This window comes from Streptomyces sp. NPDC037301 (assembly GCF_055602785.1).
In genome coordinates, this window is the sequence record NZ_JBVJWD010000029.1 from 59,228 (window position 1) to 78,403 (window position 19,176).

Here is a 19,176-nt window from a genome sequence, read left to right on the forward strand (position 1 = left end):
TAACCGGCTTAATTAAGGCGCAAGTTGTGTGCAGCAGTGTCTATCGTGCGCCTTCGCGCACATCGTGTGGTCCCCAACTGGTCCCCAGACTCGCTGCGCTGGCGACCAGGCTCCTGCCTGATCCGTCCGGTCACCTCACGTGTGTGTGTGTGTGCGGCTGGCAGCTGACGGCTCGTCAGCATCCCCTCGCCCAAGAGCAGAAGGCGAGGTCTAACGCTTGGCATCGGTGAAGCGTGCCCGTCGCTCTTATGTGTGGCAGGGCTCGTGTCCATTGTTTCCATCGGGCAACCACCTCGTCGTGAAGGGCCGACGGACGGCCCGCACGCCATCTGGTGCAGGCACCACTGTCGGCGCCGACAAGGGCGGCAGCATATGGTCCATGTCGACCGCGGGCGGGCCCACGCAGGGCTGCATGAGCCTGTCCAAAACACACACGAGGGAACTCCTCCTCGCCTTCGGCCCCGCTCTGCGCCCCGTGATCGTCATGGGAGACGCCGCGTCCCTGCGACGCTGACCAGAGGATCCGTCTCGCCAGAGTCACGGACCGCCCTCACATGCCGCGCACGGCGGGGGCCGGTGATGGCCGTGCAGGCGGTACACCATCTCGTCCGGAGACGTGACCATGCGGGCCTCGCGCCACGCGGTGTCGTAGGAGAGCGCCCCCTTCCCACGCCGCCAAAGGCGAAACGCCCGCACGCTGGTGAACGGCGCCAGCAGCGCCCGCCAGAGCAGAGTGCTCACCGGGAGGCCCCCCGCTCAGACTCCCCGGACGCCACGAGGGGGCTCGGCCGACCGGACTCGGCGGGGAGCGACGCCGATCCGCCGGTGAAAGCCTGCAGGGAATCGAGCAGGGCGAGCATCGCCCGCTGCTGCCGGTCGGCGTCGCTGAAGCCGCGGCCGACTTCCTCCCACTGTTCGAGCAAGGGCTGCCACCAGCTCCCACACGCTCTGATGGACCGCGCGAGGCGTTGGAGTTCGGCAACGTGCTCGTCCGCCAGCGTGCCGGGGCGCTGTTCGAGCCGGTCCAGGACCACCAGGTCGGGATGGTCGTACAGCTGGGCCTTGAGGAACCGCAGGCGCCGGACCCGGTCCTCGTCGGCCCGGCTCTGGGCGACGGCCTGACGGCCTTCCGCGGACAACCGCAGCGTGACACGCGCGTGCAGGATCCGATAAGACCCACCAGTGGTCCCACGCAGATCACGCAGGGCAGCGTTGACGGCGTCCTGCGCGGCATGCGGATCGGCCGCCTCGCAGCGTCCGGCGGCTTCGGCCGCCACCGCGTGGACCCGGAAGCGCACCAGGTCCTCGAGATTGGAGCCCGTACGCCACGCCGGCCGCCAGACGATGACGAAGACCGCGTCGAAGGGGACTCCGGCCGTGGCGCTCGGCAGGAGGCGCTGGTGGGGACAGTCACTGATGCGCTCCGCGCGCTGCCAGGGCCATCTCACGCGGACCCCGTTTCGAGCGCGAACACCGAGCGGAGCCGCGGGTCGACGAGGTGCCGGTGGAAGTCCTCCGCCACGTCGACCCCCTCGACGGTCACGGGTGCGTCGGCCAGGGCCCGCATGAACGCCCAGTACGCCTGGAACATGCCGTTGCCCCGCAAGATGTGGACGAGCCGGTCGCGCAACCGCTCGTACCCGACGGCCTCGGTGGCGTACGAGCCGATCCACTTCGTCAGTTGGGGGATGACCTCCTGCGCGATGGCGGCGTCGCCGAGGAGATCCCGCAACGCGCGGTCGACGTCAATGCCGGCCGCTTCCTCGGACATGAGCCACGGCACCTTCGTGTGCTCCTTCTCCATCAGAGCGAGGAAGGCGAGGCTGCCGGACCTGACGGAGACCTTGGACGCCTGCCAAGCGGCGACTTCGGCAACGAGCATCGCGGTGCGGGCCGGCCGCGAGACCAGCTCCTTGAAGGCCGAGAGGACACCGAGCCGAGTCGCGGGATCGTCGCTCTTCCGGGCGACCCGGCGCAGCCGGACCAAGGCCATCTTGGCTGCGGACGGGCCCGAGGTCTCGTCCAGGAGCACGCTGCGACAGGTGTTGACCACCGTGCGGGTGTACTCCTGCTGTCCGGCCCACCGATAGAGCGTGGCCCAGGCGGCGCGACCGACGTGCTCGTCTCCCACGGCGCGCAGCAGCACGGCGCCGAGCAGCTCGGGATTTTCGGCACAGGCGATGCTTCCCAGCGTGTCCAGATGGTCGGCGGTGCCGTACCGCAGGACGAGACCGGCCAGGGCGTCGACCATCGGCTGGGCCAACACGGAGCCGTCGCCGGGCTGAGTGAGCCAGATGAGCAAGGGCCCGCGCATCACCTCGTAGTTGTCCCACACATAGGTCAGGACGGCCCGCCCGTAGGCAGGCTGGTCGAAAACCACCGAGTCGTGCGTGTTCACGCGTGCGCCCACGTCATGGATACGGCGGCGCAGGCCGCGCCCGGCGAAGACGGACTGGACCAGCGCTTCGGTGGCGGGCTTGTCGCCGTTCGGCACCGCGAGCAGGGTCCGCAGGCTGCCCGCCGTGGCCGCCACCTCCGTCATGGGCGCGGACTGGCAGACGGCCAGAGCCAGCAGCAGACAGCGGTCCTCCAGGGTGAGTGAGGGGGTTCGCCCGTCGTACGTGGTGGTCGTCTCCCCGAACAGGCCGTCCAGCTTCTGCCTCCAGTCCGACAGCGCGGCCGTCAGACGCTCCGCGAAGCCGGCGGGCCGCTCCTGTCCACCCGTGCGCACGGCGGCGACCGACAGGTGGGGCTGCCCGCCGTGAAACTCCTCCCACACCGCCATGGCGGTGAGCGCGGCCCGAACCGCCTCGACAGCGTTGAGCCCGCGCAGGGAGACGACCGCCTCGTCGAGGGACTGGAAGTGGGACACCAGTTGAGGATGTCCGTGGTACTCCAGGTGCTCCTCGACCACGAGCTCCGCCTCCGGCGGCTCGTCGATGTGCACGACCCTGACGTCACCGCGCGGGCTGAGGTAGTGGTCGGGCCAGAGCTCCTTCGCCACGGTCATCACCAGGAACGAACGCGCCGGCGCGAGGTCCTCGGCATGCCGGGTAAGGGAGTCGAGGAAGTCGGCCGAGAGTCGATCCGTACACGTGTCCTTCAGGTCGACCTGGTAGGCGTGCCAGTGGTCCACCGGAAGTCGGCCCCGGCTGGGCGCGCTCCAGTCGGCGTCCAGCTTCACCAGCGTGGTGTCCGCTTCGGTGTGGCGCGCCAGCAGCTGGAGAGCGAAGGTCGTGGAGCCGAACGAGCGCGGTGCCACGACCAGCAGGATGCGCGGTCGCAGAAGGTGCGTCTCCCCGTCGACGACCTGGTCCCAGGCTTCCTTCCAGCGCCCCGCGAGGATGAAGGGCTGCTCGGTGATCTGCTGCCGATCCCGCTCCACCCCCTCGAGCACGTCCCGTTTGCGCAACTCCTGCAGCACGTTCAGCTCATCGACGTGCGCGGCGGCCACGCCGACCTGCTGGATGTGGAAGTCGCCGGGCCGGGGGGTGGGAACGGAAGCGGGGGAGGTGAGATCCGGAGACGTGCCATCGGATTCCGGATTCTTGGGTTCGTCAGGTTCGGGCGAGGTGAAGGCGTTCTCTGCCATGAATTCGTTCCTCTTCTGGAAGGGGAAGGAGGTAGGACGGCGCGTGCCCGTCAGCGCTGACGCTGGTCGAGGTTGAGCGTGTCGAGCTCGCCGATGACCGTCGGGCGGTCCATGGCGCCGAGGAAATTCATGACAGGACCGCGGTGGCCCGCCTCCGGAGAGGAGCTGTTCGCGGCTCCGTGCGCCGGCGCAGGGGCCGGAGCGGACGACGGCCGGGGACCCGCCGCGTCCGTGATGGAGGGGCCCAGCAGTACGGGTGACACCCCGGGGACGAGAAGCCGGCAGGGCTCCTCGAACTCCGGCTTACCGTCCACGCGGGCCGTGGCCCGCAGAAAGTGGCGCTCGTCGAGATCGAGTGTGCGGCCGTCCCTCACCGTCCGACGAAAAGCGATCTCCGAGACCACGGCGGCCAAGTAGGCGCCATGGGCCTCGGCCGCGTCCAGTGCTTCCCGCACCGTCTCGCTGTCGACCAGCCGGCACGCCTCGACGACGGCCCGACTGCGGCGGTCGGGCAGTGACACCGGCCCGACATGGACGCTGGCCCGCAGACGGATCTCCGGTCCGCTGCGCAGGCGCGCGTTCTTGTCGTACCGGGACAGGGCCGCGTTGAGGTGTCCGAGCAGCGGATCGACCAACCGCGTGGTGTCCCGAGCTGGCAGGACGAAGATGCCGCCGTCGCCGGTGTCACCGAACGCACCGTCGACCCGCCGCGGCATGTCCAGCCCACTCTGGTCGAACACAGTGTCGAGGATGCTGTCCAGGTCGAAGCGCGTCGGCGCCATCCGCGCTTCGGGGATCCGGCTGTAACCCTTCATGTCGACGACCAGCAGCGCGTGCTCCGGTGGCACGTCGACCGGGTCCGGCTGCGCAGGAGACCTCATGGGAACACCAGCCCTTCCGCCACGACCTTCGCGGCTGGCGCACCATGCTGGCCGGGTCGGAGGCAGCTCGGTGCCCACTACTGGGCACCGAGCCGGTGCGCTCCGTCACCCTCGGCCGAGGGGATGGGTCTTGATCCGGGCGATGTCCCTGATCAGCAGGCCGCCCCCGGGCTCCGTCTCCAGCCATCCGTGATCACGCCACGCCTTGATTGCCGTTCCGACGGCGTTCCGCGACGCCCCGATCAGCTGGGAGAGCTCCACCTGCGTCAGGCGCACATGGACGTGGTCGGCCCTGCAGGAAGCCGACTGGACCAGCCGCCCCAGAGCCGATGCGAGTCGCGCCGGCACCGGAGCGGTCGCGAGTTCGAGCCGCACCGCCTCCGCCTCACGCACACGAGCGATGGCATGGCGCAGTATCGAAGCCGTCAGACCGTGCTCGTCGACGAAACCGAGGAACTCGGGGGCGGGGATGACCCGGACCTGGCACGCCTCCGCCGCGATGACGGACGCCGTGCGCGGGTGGGCGTCCAGCACGGCCAGCTCCCCCAGCAGTTCACCCGCCCCCCGGACGGCCAGCAGAGTCCGCTCACCGTTCTCACCGGTCAGGGTCACGATGGCGGAGCCGGACTCCAGCAGGAGGACGTGCGTCCCTGGATCCCCCTGTCGCAGAAGGACACTTCTGGCGGGCCGTGACCGCAATGGGGCCAGACCACGCAGCTTCGCCCACAAGACCTTGTCGAACATGGCGACGTGCGGCTGATACATAGCACCTCCGATGTGAGGAAGCGTCAGAGGCGGGATGCTCTCAAGAGACGAAGCAGCTGATCAACACACCGATTCCGGCCACCCCCAGGGTAATGACCGTCAGATCCACGGCCACCTTGATGATCCGGAACTTGCGGTGCGCGATAGCGGCCAGCCGCGCTACGTTCCGGGCGTCCGCCTGGTGCCGTCCTCCGGCGGCCTGCCACGCCGCGGCGGCCACGACGGCTTCAGGAACCTCATCGGGACATGGTCCGTCCATCCCCGTAAGCGCCGTACCACCCGGCAGGACGGGGCGCAGAGCCAGGAGCGCCGCGACGAGCGCGGCGGCCGCCCCCGCGCACATCACCGCCAGGGTCGTCCTCACCACCCAGCCGGCTTCCGCGGCCACCGGCATCGCCGCGACCACGACGGCCAGGAGGGCCACGTCCAAACCGCACAGCACGGTCGCCTTGGTGTCGGCCCGCTGCACCTCCACGAACAACTCGGCCGTCCTCGTACGCATCCTGCCCACCGCATCGCAAGACAGAGCGCCTTCAGCCCGCACAACCGATCCGGACACGTCACCCGCCACCTTTCCGCCACAACAGGACCAGCCCTGTCACGAGACCCCAAGGTGCCAGGAAGCCGGATGCGGAGGTGCCCAGCAGAGGGCACGACGGCAGGCAACTGCGCCACACACATACTGATCAGAATCCCGTCAGTTCTGATCAATATGCACGTACACCCAGCAGACGAAGAATCTGCTGGCGCACAGACAAGGGAAACATACTGATCAGGGTGCCTCCGGCAGGCGTGGTGGTCGCATGTGGTCGCACGCTGAGGGTGACGGATTCTTCTCCGCCTCCGGGAGGCGATCGCCATGCGTACCATCGCCGGCCGCGGCCGTGTCTACCGTCGCTGCGGTTGCCGGGACACCCACCGCCACCAAATCGGTGCCCACTGTCCCCATCTGCTCGCCGACAGCAAGCAAGGGACCTGGACCTTTGCCGTCGATGTACCCGCCCCGGGCCACCGTCGGACGACGGTGCGCCGAGGCGGTTTCGCTAGCCTGGACTCGGCCGAAGAGGCCTTGCGGCGGTTCCTCGAGGGTGAGGCCGGCGGGTTCGATGCCGACCCGAACCAGACCGTCACCGCCTATCTGGACGCGTGGCTGGCCGCGAAGGCGCTCGTGCTGAAGCCGACGACGATGGCCCGGTACCGCGACTACGTCCGCAACGACCTCGTCCCCGCATTCGGCACCCTCAGGCTCGACCAGCTCGCCCACCGACACATCTCGGCCTTCGTCACCAGGCAGCTCGCCGCCGGCCGCAGACGCACCACCCTCTACCGGTGCCTGGCCACCCTCTCCAGCGCCCTTGGCGACGCCGTCCGCCATCATCGCCTCCCCCACAACCCGGCCTCTCCCCCAGTCCTGCGCCGGCCGCCGTCGCCGGAGCGGCGGATCTGGACGGTGCACGAGGCGGCCCGCTTCCTCGCCCACTGCCACCAGGCCGACCCCGAGATGGCCGATCTGTTCGAGGTCCTCATCGGCACCGGCATGCGCAAGGGCGAAGCCCTCGGCCTGCATTGGGACGACGTCCACCTCGACCAGGGCGCGCTCTACGTACGCTGCACGCTCTCCGCCGTCGACAACAACCATCTCGTCATCACCACACCCAAGACCCGGTCGAGCAGAGGCTGGGTCGCCATCTCACCCCGCGTCGCCACCGCTCTCCGCCGCCGGGCACGATCAGCACCCCGAACCCGCGGCGACCCCAACGACCCGTTCGCGGGGCTGGTCTTCTGTCGTCCCAACGGTGGCCCGCTCGGGCCGCACCAAGTGCTCGACCGGCTCCGCCGACTGTCCAAGGAAGCCGGCGTCCCCCGGGTCACGGTCCACGACCTGCGCCACCTCGCCGCCACCATCACCATCACCGCCGGCGTCCCGCTCACCGTGGTCTCCAAAACGCTGCGGCACTCCACCCTGTCGACCACCGCGAACCTCTATAGCCACCTCACCCAACAGGCCGCACACCAGGCCGTTGACACCATCGACCACACCCTCACCATGGCGGCACGATCCGCTGGCCGCCCGCCCCGGCCGACATGGCTGCGACACCGCGCGACCACATCCACCGCCTCCGCCTCCGTGCAGCTCTCCACAAGCTCCGCTCCCCCGCAACGCCCGCCGCCAGTGCCACGGCGAACCAGCCCAGGCTCGGGCCTGCGACCACACTGCGACCACCACGACCCCGGACGCACGAAAGGCCGCCCTCTCATGAATGAGAGAACGGCCTCCGACCTGCGTTTCCGCGTGGTCGGGACGACAGGATTTGAACCTGCGACCCCTTGACCCTCAGGGGTTATAGGAACTACCCGCACATATCAGGCAGAAACAGGGCGTAGAAGGTGCGTCCCCGCGCGTGCTGTTCAGGGCCGCGAGCACCGTGTGGTCCCCAAATGGTCCCCAGGACGGTGGTGACAGCGTGGGTATATGCCTGCCGTAGACCAATAGGTTCCGGACGGATCGAGCCATGCACGATGCGTGTCGCGGTCCCCGCAGGTCGCGCACCCGTCGTTCGTGCTCGTCGGCATCACTCACGACCAGCATCGTCCTCGGCAGCAGCGTGGAACTCGCGACGACTGCACTGCGCCCCCAGGACGGGTACTCCTGGCTGCACGGCGGTGGGGCAACAAGGCCGACATCACCTCCAGCGGGGCCCGTCAAAATGATCACTGCTTGCTGCCGAATGTGAAGGAAGCTCCGGCGCACGGTGCACAGGGTCTTCCGGAGAGGCCACAGACCACAGTCGGCCGTCCATCTCCGCGAGAGGCTTGCCGATCCCAGGCAGAGCCGGTACGACCCGCGCGCTGACGAACTCTCCTTCTCGAGGGACGGGAAGGCCGAGCTGAAGGGCGATGTGCCGGTGTGCATCGTAGTCGCCCATGATGATGATTCCTTCGTCCCGAAGTAGTGAGCGGGATCCGCCATTCCCGCGGACGCGCTTCATGTAGTCCTTCTGCTGCACCACGGTGCGGACCGCATTGCGTCCGATTCGGCGTCCCTGGGCGCGCCGGAACAGTTCGTTGAGTCGACCCTGACCGGACCTATTCCCGAAGACCGCCTCGAGGTCGGTGTCGGGCATGTGCAGCAGGATGTTCTCCGAGAGCTCGGCGTCGCGCCAGAGCCAGAGGATCTTGTCGCGGTGCCCGGCTTTGAGCGTGGCTCTCAGGTCCCGGTTGCGCGCAGTGTTGAGCCACTCCTCTTTGACGCGCAGCAGGCCGACACTCCACCGGCTCAGGTGATCGTCAGCCCAGACCAGAAGGCAGATGTGACCCAGCGTCCCGTGATGGAACGTCCAGCCGCCGAACGTGAGGCTGAAACGGCAGTCAGCATCGACGCCGACGATGCTGAAGTCCATCGCATGACCGTCCACGAAGACAAACTCCCGCTGGATCGCAATGTTGACCAGGCTCCCGAGGTGCGCCCGCTCTGCCTTGGTCAGATGCTTCAAGTCGTAACGACCCGTAACCTCGCCGTTTAACACCTCATCGATGGCATCCCGCAGGACCCGCCCCATACGTGTACCGTCCGGGTCCAAATCCCGCACTGCACGGTAGGTCGCGATGAGCTCCTCATCGTCTGCACCCGCACTGGTGAGCCTTTCCAGCACCTCGGCCGCGTTGGCCAGCCGATCCTCGGGGTTGATCGCTAGAAGGTCCGTGACTAGCGCTTCGAGCTCGGGAGGGAAGCCAGAGGGCAGTTCCGGTTGGGGATGCGAGCGTCGATGGACCTCTGCTTCGCGTGGGGTGAGCGCGGCCACGGCGGGCGGAGCGCCGGTGGCCATGGCGTATAGCAGACAGCCCAGTGAGTACAGGTCGCTTCGGTGGTCGATGGCGACGTTATCGGAGAGCTCCTCGTACGAGCGGTAGGGAGGCAGAAGCCCGAAGGGATCGGGGGTGGCTCGTATGTACCGACCTGGGTCAACGCGCGGCAGGCGGCGGACGCACAGACCGGGATCGGTCACAAGTACCCGACCGTCACGGCGCAACATTACGGCTGAGGGGCTGAGGTCTAGGTGAAGCAGCCCGTTCCGATGGAGATCGGCGAGCATCCCCGCGATCTGGCCGCCGATTTCTCTGATCTTTTCCAGGGGAAGAGTGCCAGGTGCAAGGTTCAGCAGTTGCCCCAAGTCCTCGCCGTCGACAGCATCCGTCACAAGGTACGGACGACCATCGTGTAACCCGTAGCCGCTGACCCGCACCGCTCCCTGAATGTCGAGTGCGGCCAGACGCTCCGCATCGGCGAGGAAGTCCTCTTCTCCGGGCCCCGTGCCTGCCCTCGGTGTGTCGAAGAGCTTGAGAGCGACCTCCCGGCCATGTAGCTCATCCGTCGCCCGCCAAGTGGTTGACGTCGTTCCGACGTACCGCTGCCGGGTCAGCCGGTAGCGTCCCTCGACCACCATTCCCGACTTGTCGGCGGGGATGCCCGGATCACGGCTCGGCTTCTGTGCGGGCTCCTCGGAAACCACGGCCAAGGGATCCCCGTGCGGTCGGCCTACCCCCGCGGTGTTCTCGCTCGGCACCGCGATGGGGAACTCCTGTGCGGGCGCCCGGTCGGCCGCCGGTCCTCCGGAGCCAAGGGCGAACGCCTCGGCCAGATCGCCGGCGGAGGGTCTGCGGGTGGGATCGTATTCCATACAACGCCAAAGGGACCGCAGGAGCACCGAGCTGATCCCGGAGTTGGTCAGTGGGTCATTTTCCGAGATGTCGACCGTCGGATCGCTCCACCGTCCCGAGAGAAGGGCCAGCAGCAGCGCCCCGACCGCATACATATCGCTCTGCGGCGTGAGCGACTGCCCTTCGTCGTCCGCCTCCAGGTAGGTGTCACTGAGGGGCAGCACGTCGCGGTGAGCGCTGTCGACTCCGTCGACTGTCGCCGTCGCCCAGCCGACGAGCCGGACGTCGCGGTCGGTCACGAGAACGGACCGGGGGGAGAGCGAGCCGTGCACCAGCCCCCGGGAGTGGGCAAGGGCAACTGTTTCCGTCAGGCCCAGTCCGATTCGCAGGAACAGCTCCTCTGGGACCGTCCCCCTGTGTTCGTCGAGGACGGCGCGCAAGTTTGGTGCGGGCGGTGAGGACGGCGCGTCTGCGCGGCGGTGGACGCAACTCGTCGCGACCCACGGCAGCTCCCCTGCGGTGTTCGCCGCCGCGCCGAGGAGTGCGGGGACAAGCGTGCCCTGCATGCGCGTCAGGCACTCGGCTTCCGTCCGGACGAGGTCCAGCGCGGTTCCCGGGTCGCGGGTATACAGCATGACCGGCGCTCGGACCATGGCAACGGTGCCGTCCTCGTCCTCGGCCAGGTACATCGTCAGGTGGGGCCAACCGTGGGCACTGCGTGCACGGAGCCGGAACCGACCGAGCTGTACCGGGTCCTCCGGCAAGAGCTCTATCCAGCCGGCTGGCAGGGTTTCACCGGGGACGTCTTCGTACGCCTCGTCAGTCCCGGCAGCTGAGTCCCGGGACCCGGCGGAACCCCCGGTCTCGCCCCCGGGGACACGGCGCCGTTCCGGCCCGAGCGCCACCGGCTCGGAACCGGCGGACGGGATGCCGAGCCGCGTTAGCACCTGCTCGCGAAGCCAGCCGAAGGAGCGCCCGGTGTCGTCGATGGCGGCCGGGCCGTTCGGGTGCCCGACCCATGCCGGGAAGACCGGGGCGCGGCCGACGGCGGCCTCAATGCGTCGCGTCACGGCCTCGGCGGTGCGCAGCAGTTCCCTCGGGGAGACGGCGCTGAGGAGAACCTGCCGGGCGTCGTCCGTGAAGTCGAATCGCCGGTGGTGCGGCAGACGATCCGCCCCCTCGGCGTCGAGCTCGTGCATCAAGCCCCCCAGGAACACCTCCATGAGGTGGCCGATGTCTGTCGGTGGCCCGAGGGCGGCCTGCACCAGGCGCATCACGGGCGGTGTGGCGGGGACGACGGCCGCCATATGGACCGCGAGCCGATACGCGTCGGCGGACGCAGCCTCCCTGAATCGGAGTACCGCTTCGTCGGCGTCGCCGTCCCGGGCGTCGGCCACGGTCCGGTTGGAATCGAGACGGCTGGCGTCCCAGAGCGGGAGGAGCGCTGTGCCGCCGGGCGAGGCGACGAGCCACGCCCAGTCGGCGACGGCCGCAGGGGTCGGCGCGAGAACGGGGACGGGTACGGAGTCGAAGCGGACGAGGTGCGGCGGCAGGTCCGGGTCGGTGACGTGCCAGGCGCGGGTGGGGCCGCCGCGGCGATGGGTGGTGACCTGCCAGCGCCGTGCGCCGATGCCGGTGCTCGCCCAGAGTCGGGAAGGCAGTGCCTGGATGATCGCGGTGGGACCGCAACGTCCCCAGTGGTCCATCACCTGGCGCATCCCACCGTCCCGCCAGGCTTCGCCCACACCGTCGCTGACGACCAGCACGAGGGTGTTGCCGGTCGGGTCGCACAGGGCCCCCGGCGTCAAGAGCCGACCGCGATAGCGGTACGGGCTGGTCCGCAGGGACGGGGTGCCATTGCGCGTATCAAGTCCGTACACGCGCACGTCTCGGAAGGCCCCGGCACGTTCCATCAGCGCCCGGACATCAGCGGCGAGCCGCTGCCAGAGGACCATGGAGACGCCGTCGTCAACTACGAGGGCCAGGGACAGCCAACGGGTGCGCACCGCACGCGTGACGGTCTCGGGCACGCCCGTGTCAGCGATGGCAGCGACGGTCCGTGTGAGGTCGAGTTCCTGCTGGCGCCGATCGGGGAAGCGCTGCCGCAGCGGCCGGAGGGACTTGCCGAGCCGGAGCTGCCCGGCACCGAGGGTACTGCTGTCCGGGGTGCGGACTGCGACCGCCGGCGACAGGCCCGCGGGCGCCTGCGCGTCTTCGTCGAGATTGGGCTGCGCCGAGGCCAGCAGCGGGCGCGCGGATCGCTTCTTCGTGGGCTCCGCAGCGGTCGGCTCTGGTGCGGGCTCCGCGGTCTCGGCCGCCGGCACCATCGGCCCATCGTGGTGTGACTCTCCGTGCCGCTCCGAGGTCGCAGCGGCCACGCCAGCGGAGCGCGCCAGGGGCCTGGAGTCTCGAGGCAGTTTCCCGGCGAGCCACATGGCGTCGAGGAGTTCCTCGTGGGAGAGCTCCACCCCGCTCTCGGCCAGAACCTTCGTCACGCGCGAGATCACGGCGTCACACGGCCCCGCCGAGACGGTGCAGGACGCCTTGGAGAAGGGAAGCCGCGTCGAGGTTCACACCACCCTTGCGGAGAAAAACGGCGTTGAGCAGCTGATCGGTGGCCAGTTCGCCCTCGGCACGGCGTTCGAGGAACTCCCGCAGTAGGTCGTCGGTGTCGTCCAGGGCGTCGGGACCGAGGTGCGCGGCGACAATCTCCCGAAGCCGTCGCTCGTTGGGCTCGGGGAGATCGAGGCGGACGCAGCGCCGCAAGAAGGCGGGCGGGAATTCCCGTTCGCCGTTGCTGGTGATGACTACGACCGGGAACTCACTGCAGCGGACGCGGCCGCGCGTGACCGGGGTGGTCTCATCCAGGTCATCGGTCCGAACGTGTACCGGTACGTGGCTCGCCGGCAGCCGCGTGAGTTCGGAGATAGCGAACTCACCCTCCTCGAAAACGGTCAGCAAATCGTTGGGCAGGTCGACGTCACCCTTGTCCAGCTCATCGATGAGCAGCACGCGGGGGCGCTCCCGGGGCACAAGCGCATTGCCCAGAGGGCCGAGCCGGATGTACTGGCCGATGTCCGGTTCCGTGCCGTCCCCGTCCCCGTCCCCGTCCCGCCGTAGGGTCGCCTCGCGCAGCCGGCCGACGGCATCGTAGTGGTAAAGGGCGTCCTGAAGAGTTGAGCGGCTGTTCACCGGCCACTGCAGGACGCGGCCGAGCACGAGTTCGTGAGCGATGGCGTGGGCCAGCGAGGACTTGCCCGTGCCAGGCTGCCCGGTCACCAGGAGGGGCCGGCGCAGGTGGAGTGCCGCGTTCACCACCTCCACCTCGTCGGGGTCGATGAGGTACGGCCGCGGATCCGGAACCCTGTCACCGGTCAAGGTCTCCTGACGGTCGAAACGGCGCCACGGGGGTGCAGCGGGGAACGGCGCCTCACGGCGTTCCCCGTCTCCGCGGAACAGCCACCAGTCATCGCCTTCGCCGTTGGAGGATGAAAGCCGAGGGCTTGTACCAGCCAGGGGCTCTGAGGTGGTCATGACGCGTGCGATCCTCTCCAGGGGTCTCTCAGTTGAAGCGACTCAGTCCGTGGGAGACAGCCTTCCGGTTCCCACACGAGGGAGGGCCGTGCCCGCCGCTCCGCCGGGCAAGCCGCCGAGTCGCTCCGGAAGACCCGGACCCGCTCGGGAAGTCCCTCCAGATCGCCAGCGGGAGCCAGGCCCTCCAGTCTGCCTGCGTCCTCGTAGCCGGTGGCCTCACGGTCCCACAGCACAACCGGGACGCCCAGGACGAGACATGTCAGCAACCAGGACCGGCGCTCGTTGGCAGGGCCGTGGAGGACCACCCGCGCGGTATCACGATGCTTGGTCTTCAGCAGATTCACGAGCTGCCTGGCGTCGCCGGACGTCTGGCTGGTGACGAGCACTGACGCGCGTCCGTTCTTCCACCGGCGTACCTGATCACCTTCGCGTTGCGGCCTCTGGTCACTGAGTTCCGGGCAGCTCAGGGAAACGCGGTAGTCCCCTCCGATCGGCCACGCGGGAAGGATGTTGTCGAGCGCTCCGGGCTCCCATTCGTCGACTGCCAAGTCGAGCCCCGCCCGGTCGACCACGACGGTCACCCACGGCGCATGGTCGCCTTGCCCCGGCTCCTGGGTCACGGCGAAGACTGCTTCGCTCAGGCTGCTTGCCGCCTCTCGCGGGGTCTTGGGCTCTGACTCCGCCTCCTTCAGGACGCGGTACGAACCGTCGTCGCGGACAAGCAGAATTCGGACCCGGTACCGGTCGCCCCCTGCGGCGGGGTCGTGTGCCAACTCCATCACGACCCGCGACACCGGCGACGCTGCCCGCTTCGCCCACTGGGCGGCGTCCGCACGCCGCTCACCCAGGGCCCCGGCGTGGATACCGAGCCGCCGGGCGGTCTTCCCTGACCACGCGCGCAGGTCGTCGCCCAGTCCGTCGCCCATGGCCGCCGCCACGTACTCGACGAGCCGCAGTAGCGCCGGCACCGGCGGGGCGCCCTCGGGGCCGCTCACACCGTCGGACAGATCCTCCAAGCCCTCGACCACGCCGAAGACATCGTCCTCGCCGAGCTGCGGACGGGTGAGGATCTCCGGAAGTACGACGTACCTCAGCGCCTCACCGGCTGTTCGGGGCAGCAGCGCCGGCTGCTTCTCGCAGACCTGGCGCAGCAGGCCGATCAGGGCGTCGTACTCGTTCAAGGAGAGCAGCAACCCGCAGTCGAGTGCCCTGGCCCACGAGAACAGATGAGTCAGAGCGGCGCGGGCCGTCCCCTGCACACTGCTCCCGAGGGCTTCGCCGAGCGACGCGAGCGCCCGGGGATGCGCCATGAGAAGCGCAACGAGGTCGGCAGCAGTGGGCTCATAGCCCTCGGCCTCGTAGCCCAGTTCGCGCGCCAGGGCCCGGGCGTGATCGACACGGACGCCGGGATACGAGAACAACAGTGCGAGCAGCTTCTCCAGTTCACGCTCAGCGGGCGTGCGCTCGGCGACGGGCCTGGCCTCGGGCAGGGTCGCGCCGATCGCACTCAGCTCGGGAGACCGACCGGTTTGCTCCTCGACATGGGACGCAAAGCTGCCGTCTCCAGAGAAGGAGGACACGGGCAGGGCAATCAGCCGACGGGCTCCGTAGGCGTGGTCCTCCTCGGTCACGACGCCGACGAGATGACCGCCGCAGAAGATCGCCGCCCCTGAGGCCCCGCCCCAGGCGTTCCCGCCGTCGGTACGGGCGGTGGGGGCCGGTCCCTGGTCGAGGACGTAACGGTCCTTACCTCCGGAGAGGACCGGTAGGACACCGCGCAGGTGCTCCGGCGCCCTGGTCTCCCCTTTGGCGGCCCATGGATAGCCAAGACCCTCGTACGGCAGTGGCGCGGTGCCTGCTGGGCAGCCCCAACGGACGGAGCCGGGCGGATCGATCTCACGGTCAATGCGCAGCAGCGCGACGTCCAGTCCGTCCGGGTGGGCCCAGAGCAGTTCCGCGTCCACGCGCGTCGTCTCGCCGTCGAGATGGTGGCCTACGCGCACGGTGATGACCGGCCACAGCATTCCCGTGTCGCGGTCCTCCAACACGTGGCGGGCGGTCAGCACAAGCCGCGGAGCGATCAGATAGCCGGAGCCGACGGTGAGGCGCCCCTCGCCTGTGTCCCCGCTGCGGATCAGCGCCAGTCTGCGCGGATCCATGTCACTCCTCGTCCAGCGATCCGAACTCATCGTCGCCGATCTCAGGGCGCGCGCCTCCGAGGGCCCGGTCCTTGACCGACAGCCTCAACACCAGCTTGTGGGTACGGACGGTGGATTGCTCACCCCCCGCGCCGATAGCAACCACGCCGAAAGCGAGCTTGCCGTCTCCCTTGGCGGACCTGCGCAGTTCGAGCTGCAGCTCCAGCTCCGCCTCTTCGACACCGAAGGCGAACTGTTGGTTGGCGCCAAACCGCTGAGCCTCGTACAGCTCTTGGCGCAGCTCCTCGATGGCTGCGGCCAGACCGATAGTCGACACCCTCGCCCCGCCCCCGGTTCAAGACACTCAGAAAAACACTAGGTCGCGAGTACGGTACAACGCTCGCGAGACGCTTCAAACCTCGGTCATGGACAATGGCTTGTGGAAGGAGCCGTCCACCGCATACCACCGCCCGAGAAGAAGTCCACCGACCAGGAGAAGAGGTTGCGCGCCTTCCACCCGAGGAGATCCAGGCGGACCTCACAGTGCCGACGGTCTGTAACGACCTGGACGTTCACTCTGAGGCGCTGCCCCGGAGGTACTCAGCGAGGGGTCCGTCGAGCAGCACGCCGTCTCGCGCACCACATTGTATTGACCGCCCTCTGTGCATTCGGCCCTGAGGCAACGTTGCTTCCTTTCCCTGCTCTTCACCGCAGCCGACGCTGCGAGGCAGATCCGTGCACCGAGCACTGGTCCCCATTGCTGGTCCCCAAGGCAATGTCGCGATGCTCTCTTGCTTGTTGAGTGGAGAGGCTCGCCTCAACGTCGACGGGGCAGCGTGGCGCACGCCCAAGGGCCGCTGCCTGGTCAGGAGGCCGGTTCGCCAGGGCCGGTCACGGCGTGAGTTCTCGTGGCCCTGCGCCTGAGCTCTCGGATGGTGTCCTGCCATTGCCAGGAATCACTGCTGCACCACTCTGCGTCCTCTACCGACTGCCAGGCCGCCAGTTCGTCCAGGCGAGCGATCACCTCGGAGGGTTCGGTGTCGGGAATTCCGGTGCCGCGATCGAGTCGCCTTTTGATGTCGTGCAGTCGGTGAGCCGCACGGTAGTAGGACAGTTGGGTATCGCTGAGCCTGCGCAAGGCGTAGCCGCCGCACTTGCTGCACCAGTCGAAGTCGGTGCGCGCCATGAGGTCGGCGACCGTGAGGAGGTCGTCGCCGGCCACGACAGCGCGTTCGTGGGCGTGTCGGCACAGCGGCGAGTGTCCCTTGCCCTCGATCAGAGAGCTTGCGTTGGTGGTGTAGAGCTGGACTGCGGCCAAGGACCCCAAAGGGAGGCCGCTGCCGCTTCGCCACCGGTCGCTGCCGGGCTGCCGAAAAGGCGCGAGGCTGAGGCGGTCCTCGGTGAGCAGGCCGTGCCATACGGCCACGGGTAGCCCGCCAGGCTGTCCGGCGTCCAGGCTTCGCAGGTCGTGCGCGCCGCGTGCCAGGGCCAGCAGGCGAAGATTCAGGTTCCGGTCTTCGGTGGCATACGTCTGGCGAAGGCTCCGGCGTGTGCCCTCGGCAAGACCCAGTCCTTCGCCGAAATCCGGATCGTGGACGCCCTGGCCGCGACCGGGCAGCTGAGCCTCACGCGCCTCCAGCTCGGGACTGCGTTCCGGCTCCTCCGGGCCAAGCACGCTTCCGGGCAGGTCACGGGCCCCTGCGATGAGGACGCCCAGCCACCCCTTGGCCAGCCGCTTCTCGATAGTGTCCAGAGGCAGTACTTCCGCTCCCCCGCTCGCCGAGAAGACAAGGTAGAGCTCGTCGGTACCGGGCCCAAGTGTGCGCAGCGCACGGAGGTGATCGAGGGCGACCGGGCGCCGGTCGAAGACCGGGGTGTCATCGAAGACACCCGGCCGAACGATGCCCTGCCGCCTTCCCGGACCGCCGTCACGTTCGGGCAGATCCGGCGCCGCGGCAGCTGGACTGCACGGAAGGCTGCTCACCGGGCTCAGCAGCCGTTCGGCGACGAGATCAGGCACTTCCAGGGTGAGGACGCCGTTACCCCAGTCGGCATCAACTGTCCACGTGAGCAGCACACCGAGCGTCCACGTATCCAGCCCGTCCAGGAAATCCCGCACACCATGACGTAGCATGGCTTCGGATGCTTCCGGCATCTGCGCCGTCAGCCGGCATCTCGGTGCCCGGTCGGCCAGCGTCGCTGCCTCCTGGGCCTGTTCCTCCCAGGAGGCAATCAGGCGCGCTGCCTCGGCTCGGGCCTCGTCGTAACCCTTCCGATTGCTGCGAATGCCTCGCACGATCTCGTACGACAGGTACGCACGCGTCCCCGGCCCTTCCCAGGGCCGCCCGGCCGCGCTCTGCCACCGGTGCCACAGGTCCACCAGTGCCCTGGACACCCGGCTGTTGCCGCCGAGCACCGCGAAAGCCGGATCCGCGTGCGGAAGCTCGGGCATGGGGAGAGCCGTTGCGGCAGCAGCCACGACAAGCTCCTCCGGGTCTACAAACCGCGCCGCCTGCGCCCGAAGCGTCTCCAGATACAGCGTCTTGACCGCCAGTGACGGCTTCGCCCACTCCTCCAGCCAGGGAAAGTGAGCAACGACGGCCTGTGCCCGATGCAGGCTCCGTCCCGCGCCGCGCCAGTGGGCAAAAATCAGACCGCGCAGCTCCTCTGCATCCTCACGTGCCTCCCGCCGCGATATGCCGCCTTCCACCTCCTCCTCGTCATCATCGGGGTCGACATCCTGTTCAGTGCGAAGGAGTTCGGCGGCTTCCCGTGCCTCGCGGTCGGTCCAGCGTTCGTCCTCGTCCGGCTCCACGTAGGACTGCAACTGGTACAACAGCCCCGTTCCGCCGAGAGCCCCGAGGAACATGCCCAGTCCGGTACCCGGCCGGCCCCAGACACCCCATGCCGCGCATCGCGAGCACAACCGCCGCAACATCGCCGTCTCCAGCGGCACGTCGGCGGTCCTCACCTCGGGCGTGCGCAACTGTCCACACTGCCTTGACACGTGCAGATTGGCCGCCTTGCTCCTGGCCGAATACACGGTGACCAACGAGCCCTCGAACGGCCCGAGCGGAACATCAGCCAACGACAGCTCGATACCCACAAGTCCCCCCGACTCTGCTTCTCGACAACTCGAATCCCGCAACACCGCTACCCCTTCCAGGCACCAGAACAGCGCCTCGTCCAATCTTTGAAGGACGCCGTTTCATCACTTGCATGCTCTTCATCAACACCGACACTGCGAGGCCAATGCGTGCACCATGCACTGGTCCCCAGGTCTGGTCCCCCCGACCGACGAGGCGCTTTCCCCCCTTCCGCGCGCACGCAGGCAGACGTCGCCTGGCGCAGACAAGGAGATCGCAATGTCCGTCAACGAACGCAGACAATGATCAGGAGTAGCGCCGGTTTGGCCAACCGGCGATCCCGTGTTATGGCCGCCACGCATAGCCGCCGACCGGGCTACCCAAGTGACGAATGCAACAGGCGGCTTCCGAGCACTTGGCGGCACGTTCGAGCCGACCGAGAGCGCCCAGTCTCCGCCCGTATGCGGGGGACGTTTCTGATCACAGCAGCAAGTCACGCACAGGAGACCTGCCAGGCCCGT

Annotated in this window: 12 protein-coding genes; 1 reads left to right on the top strand and 11 read right to left on the bottom strand. The window is 68.6% G+C overall.

The window, feature by feature from the left end:
* Positions 1-537: 537 nt before the first annotated feature.
* From ACZ7IB_RS33620 to ACZ7IB_RS33645, 6 genes are all read right to left on the bottom strand, one after another.
* Entirely contained in the window at positions 538-741 is a 204-nt protein-coding gene (locus tag ACZ7IB_RS33620) for a hypothetical protein (RefSeq protein ID WP_398634565.1), read from the bottom strand.
* Positions 738-1,448 (bottom strand): hypothetical protein, encoded by a 711-nt coding sequence (locus ACZ7IB_RS33625; protein WP_470917761.1) that lies wholly within the window; start codon positions 1,446-1,448, stop codon positions 738-740. Before ACZ7IB_RS33625 ends, ACZ7IB_RS33620 begins: the two co-directional genes overlap by 4 nt.
* A complete protein-coding gene (locus ACZ7IB_RS33630) occupies positions 1,445-3,592 on the bottom strand; it encodes a hypothetical protein (protein ID WP_470917762.1) in 2,148 nt (715 codons plus the stop codon). The genes ACZ7IB_RS33625 and ACZ7IB_RS33630 overlap by 4 nt, the downstream gene beginning before the upstream one ends.
* A 50-nt stretch (positions 3,593-3,642) precedes the next feature.
* Positions 3,643-4,473: a hypothetical protein gene (locus tag ACZ7IB_RS33635; protein ID WP_470917763.1), complete on the bottom strand. Its 831-nt coding sequence runs from the start codon at positions 4,471-4,473 to the stop codon at positions 3,643-3,645.
* Positions 4,474-4,578: 105 nt separating this feature from the next.
* Positions 4,579-5,238: a Crp/Fnr family transcriptional regulator gene (locus ACZ7IB_RS33640; RefSeq protein ID WP_470917765.1), complete on the bottom strand. Its 660-nt coding sequence runs from the start codon at positions 5,236-5,238 to the stop codon at positions 4,579-4,581.
* Between the two features lie 40 nt (positions 5,239-5,278).
* A complete protein-coding gene (locus ACZ7IB_RS33645; RefSeq protein WP_470917767.1) occupies positions 5,279-5,740 on the bottom strand; it encodes a Pycsar system effector family protein in 462 nt (153 codons plus the stop codon).
* A gap of 357 nt (positions 5,741-6,097) precedes the next feature.
* Here ACZ7IB_RS33645 and ACZ7IB_RS33650 point away from each other — a divergent pair, with 357 nt between their 5' ends.
* The gene (locus ACZ7IB_RS33650) at positions 6,098-7,570 is read left to right on the top strand and encodes a tyrosine-type recombinase/integrase (RefSeq protein WP_470917769.1); all 1,473 of its coding nucleotides are present in this window, start codon (positions 6,098-6,100) and stop codon (positions 7,568-7,570) included.
* Positions 7,571-7,922: 352 nt separating this feature from the next.
* Here the strand turns inward: ACZ7IB_RS33650 and ACZ7IB_RS33655 are convergent, their stop codons facing one another.
* The 5 genes from ACZ7IB_RS33655 to ACZ7IB_RS33675 all read right to left on the bottom strand — a co-directional run bounded on the left by ACZ7IB_RS33655 (position 7,923) and on the right by ACZ7IB_RS33675 (position 18,555).
* Positions 7,923-12,332 (bottom strand): NaeI family type II restriction endonuclease, encoded by a 4,410-nt coding sequence (locus ACZ7IB_RS33655; protein ID WP_470917813.1) that lies wholly within the window; start codon positions 12,330-12,332, stop codon positions 7,923-7,925.
* A gap of 76 nt (positions 12,333-12,408) precedes the next feature.
* A complete protein-coding gene (locus tag ACZ7IB_RS33660; protein WP_470917770.1) occupies positions 12,409-13,431 on the bottom strand; it encodes an AAA family ATPase in 1,023 nt (340 codons plus the stop codon).
* Entirely contained in the window at positions 13,428-15,590 is a 2,163-nt protein-coding gene (locus ACZ7IB_RS33665; RefSeq protein WP_470917772.1) for a VMAP-C domain-containing protein, read from the bottom strand. Before ACZ7IB_RS33665 ends, ACZ7IB_RS33660 begins: the two co-directional genes overlap by 4 nt.
* Before the next feature lies 1 nt (position 15,591).
* On the bottom strand, positions 15,592-15,906 hold the full coding sequence (locus ACZ7IB_RS33670) for a trypco2 family protein (RefSeq protein ID WP_470917774.1): 315 nt from the start codon (positions 15,904-15,906) through the stop codon (positions 15,592-15,594).
* Positions 15,907-16,434: 528 nt separating this feature from the next.
* A complete protein-coding gene (locus ACZ7IB_RS33675) occupies positions 16,435-18,555 on the bottom strand; it encodes a hypothetical protein (protein ID WP_470917776.1) in 2,121 nt (706 codons plus the stop codon).
* Between the last annotated feature and the right edge of the window lie 621 nt (positions 18,556-19,176).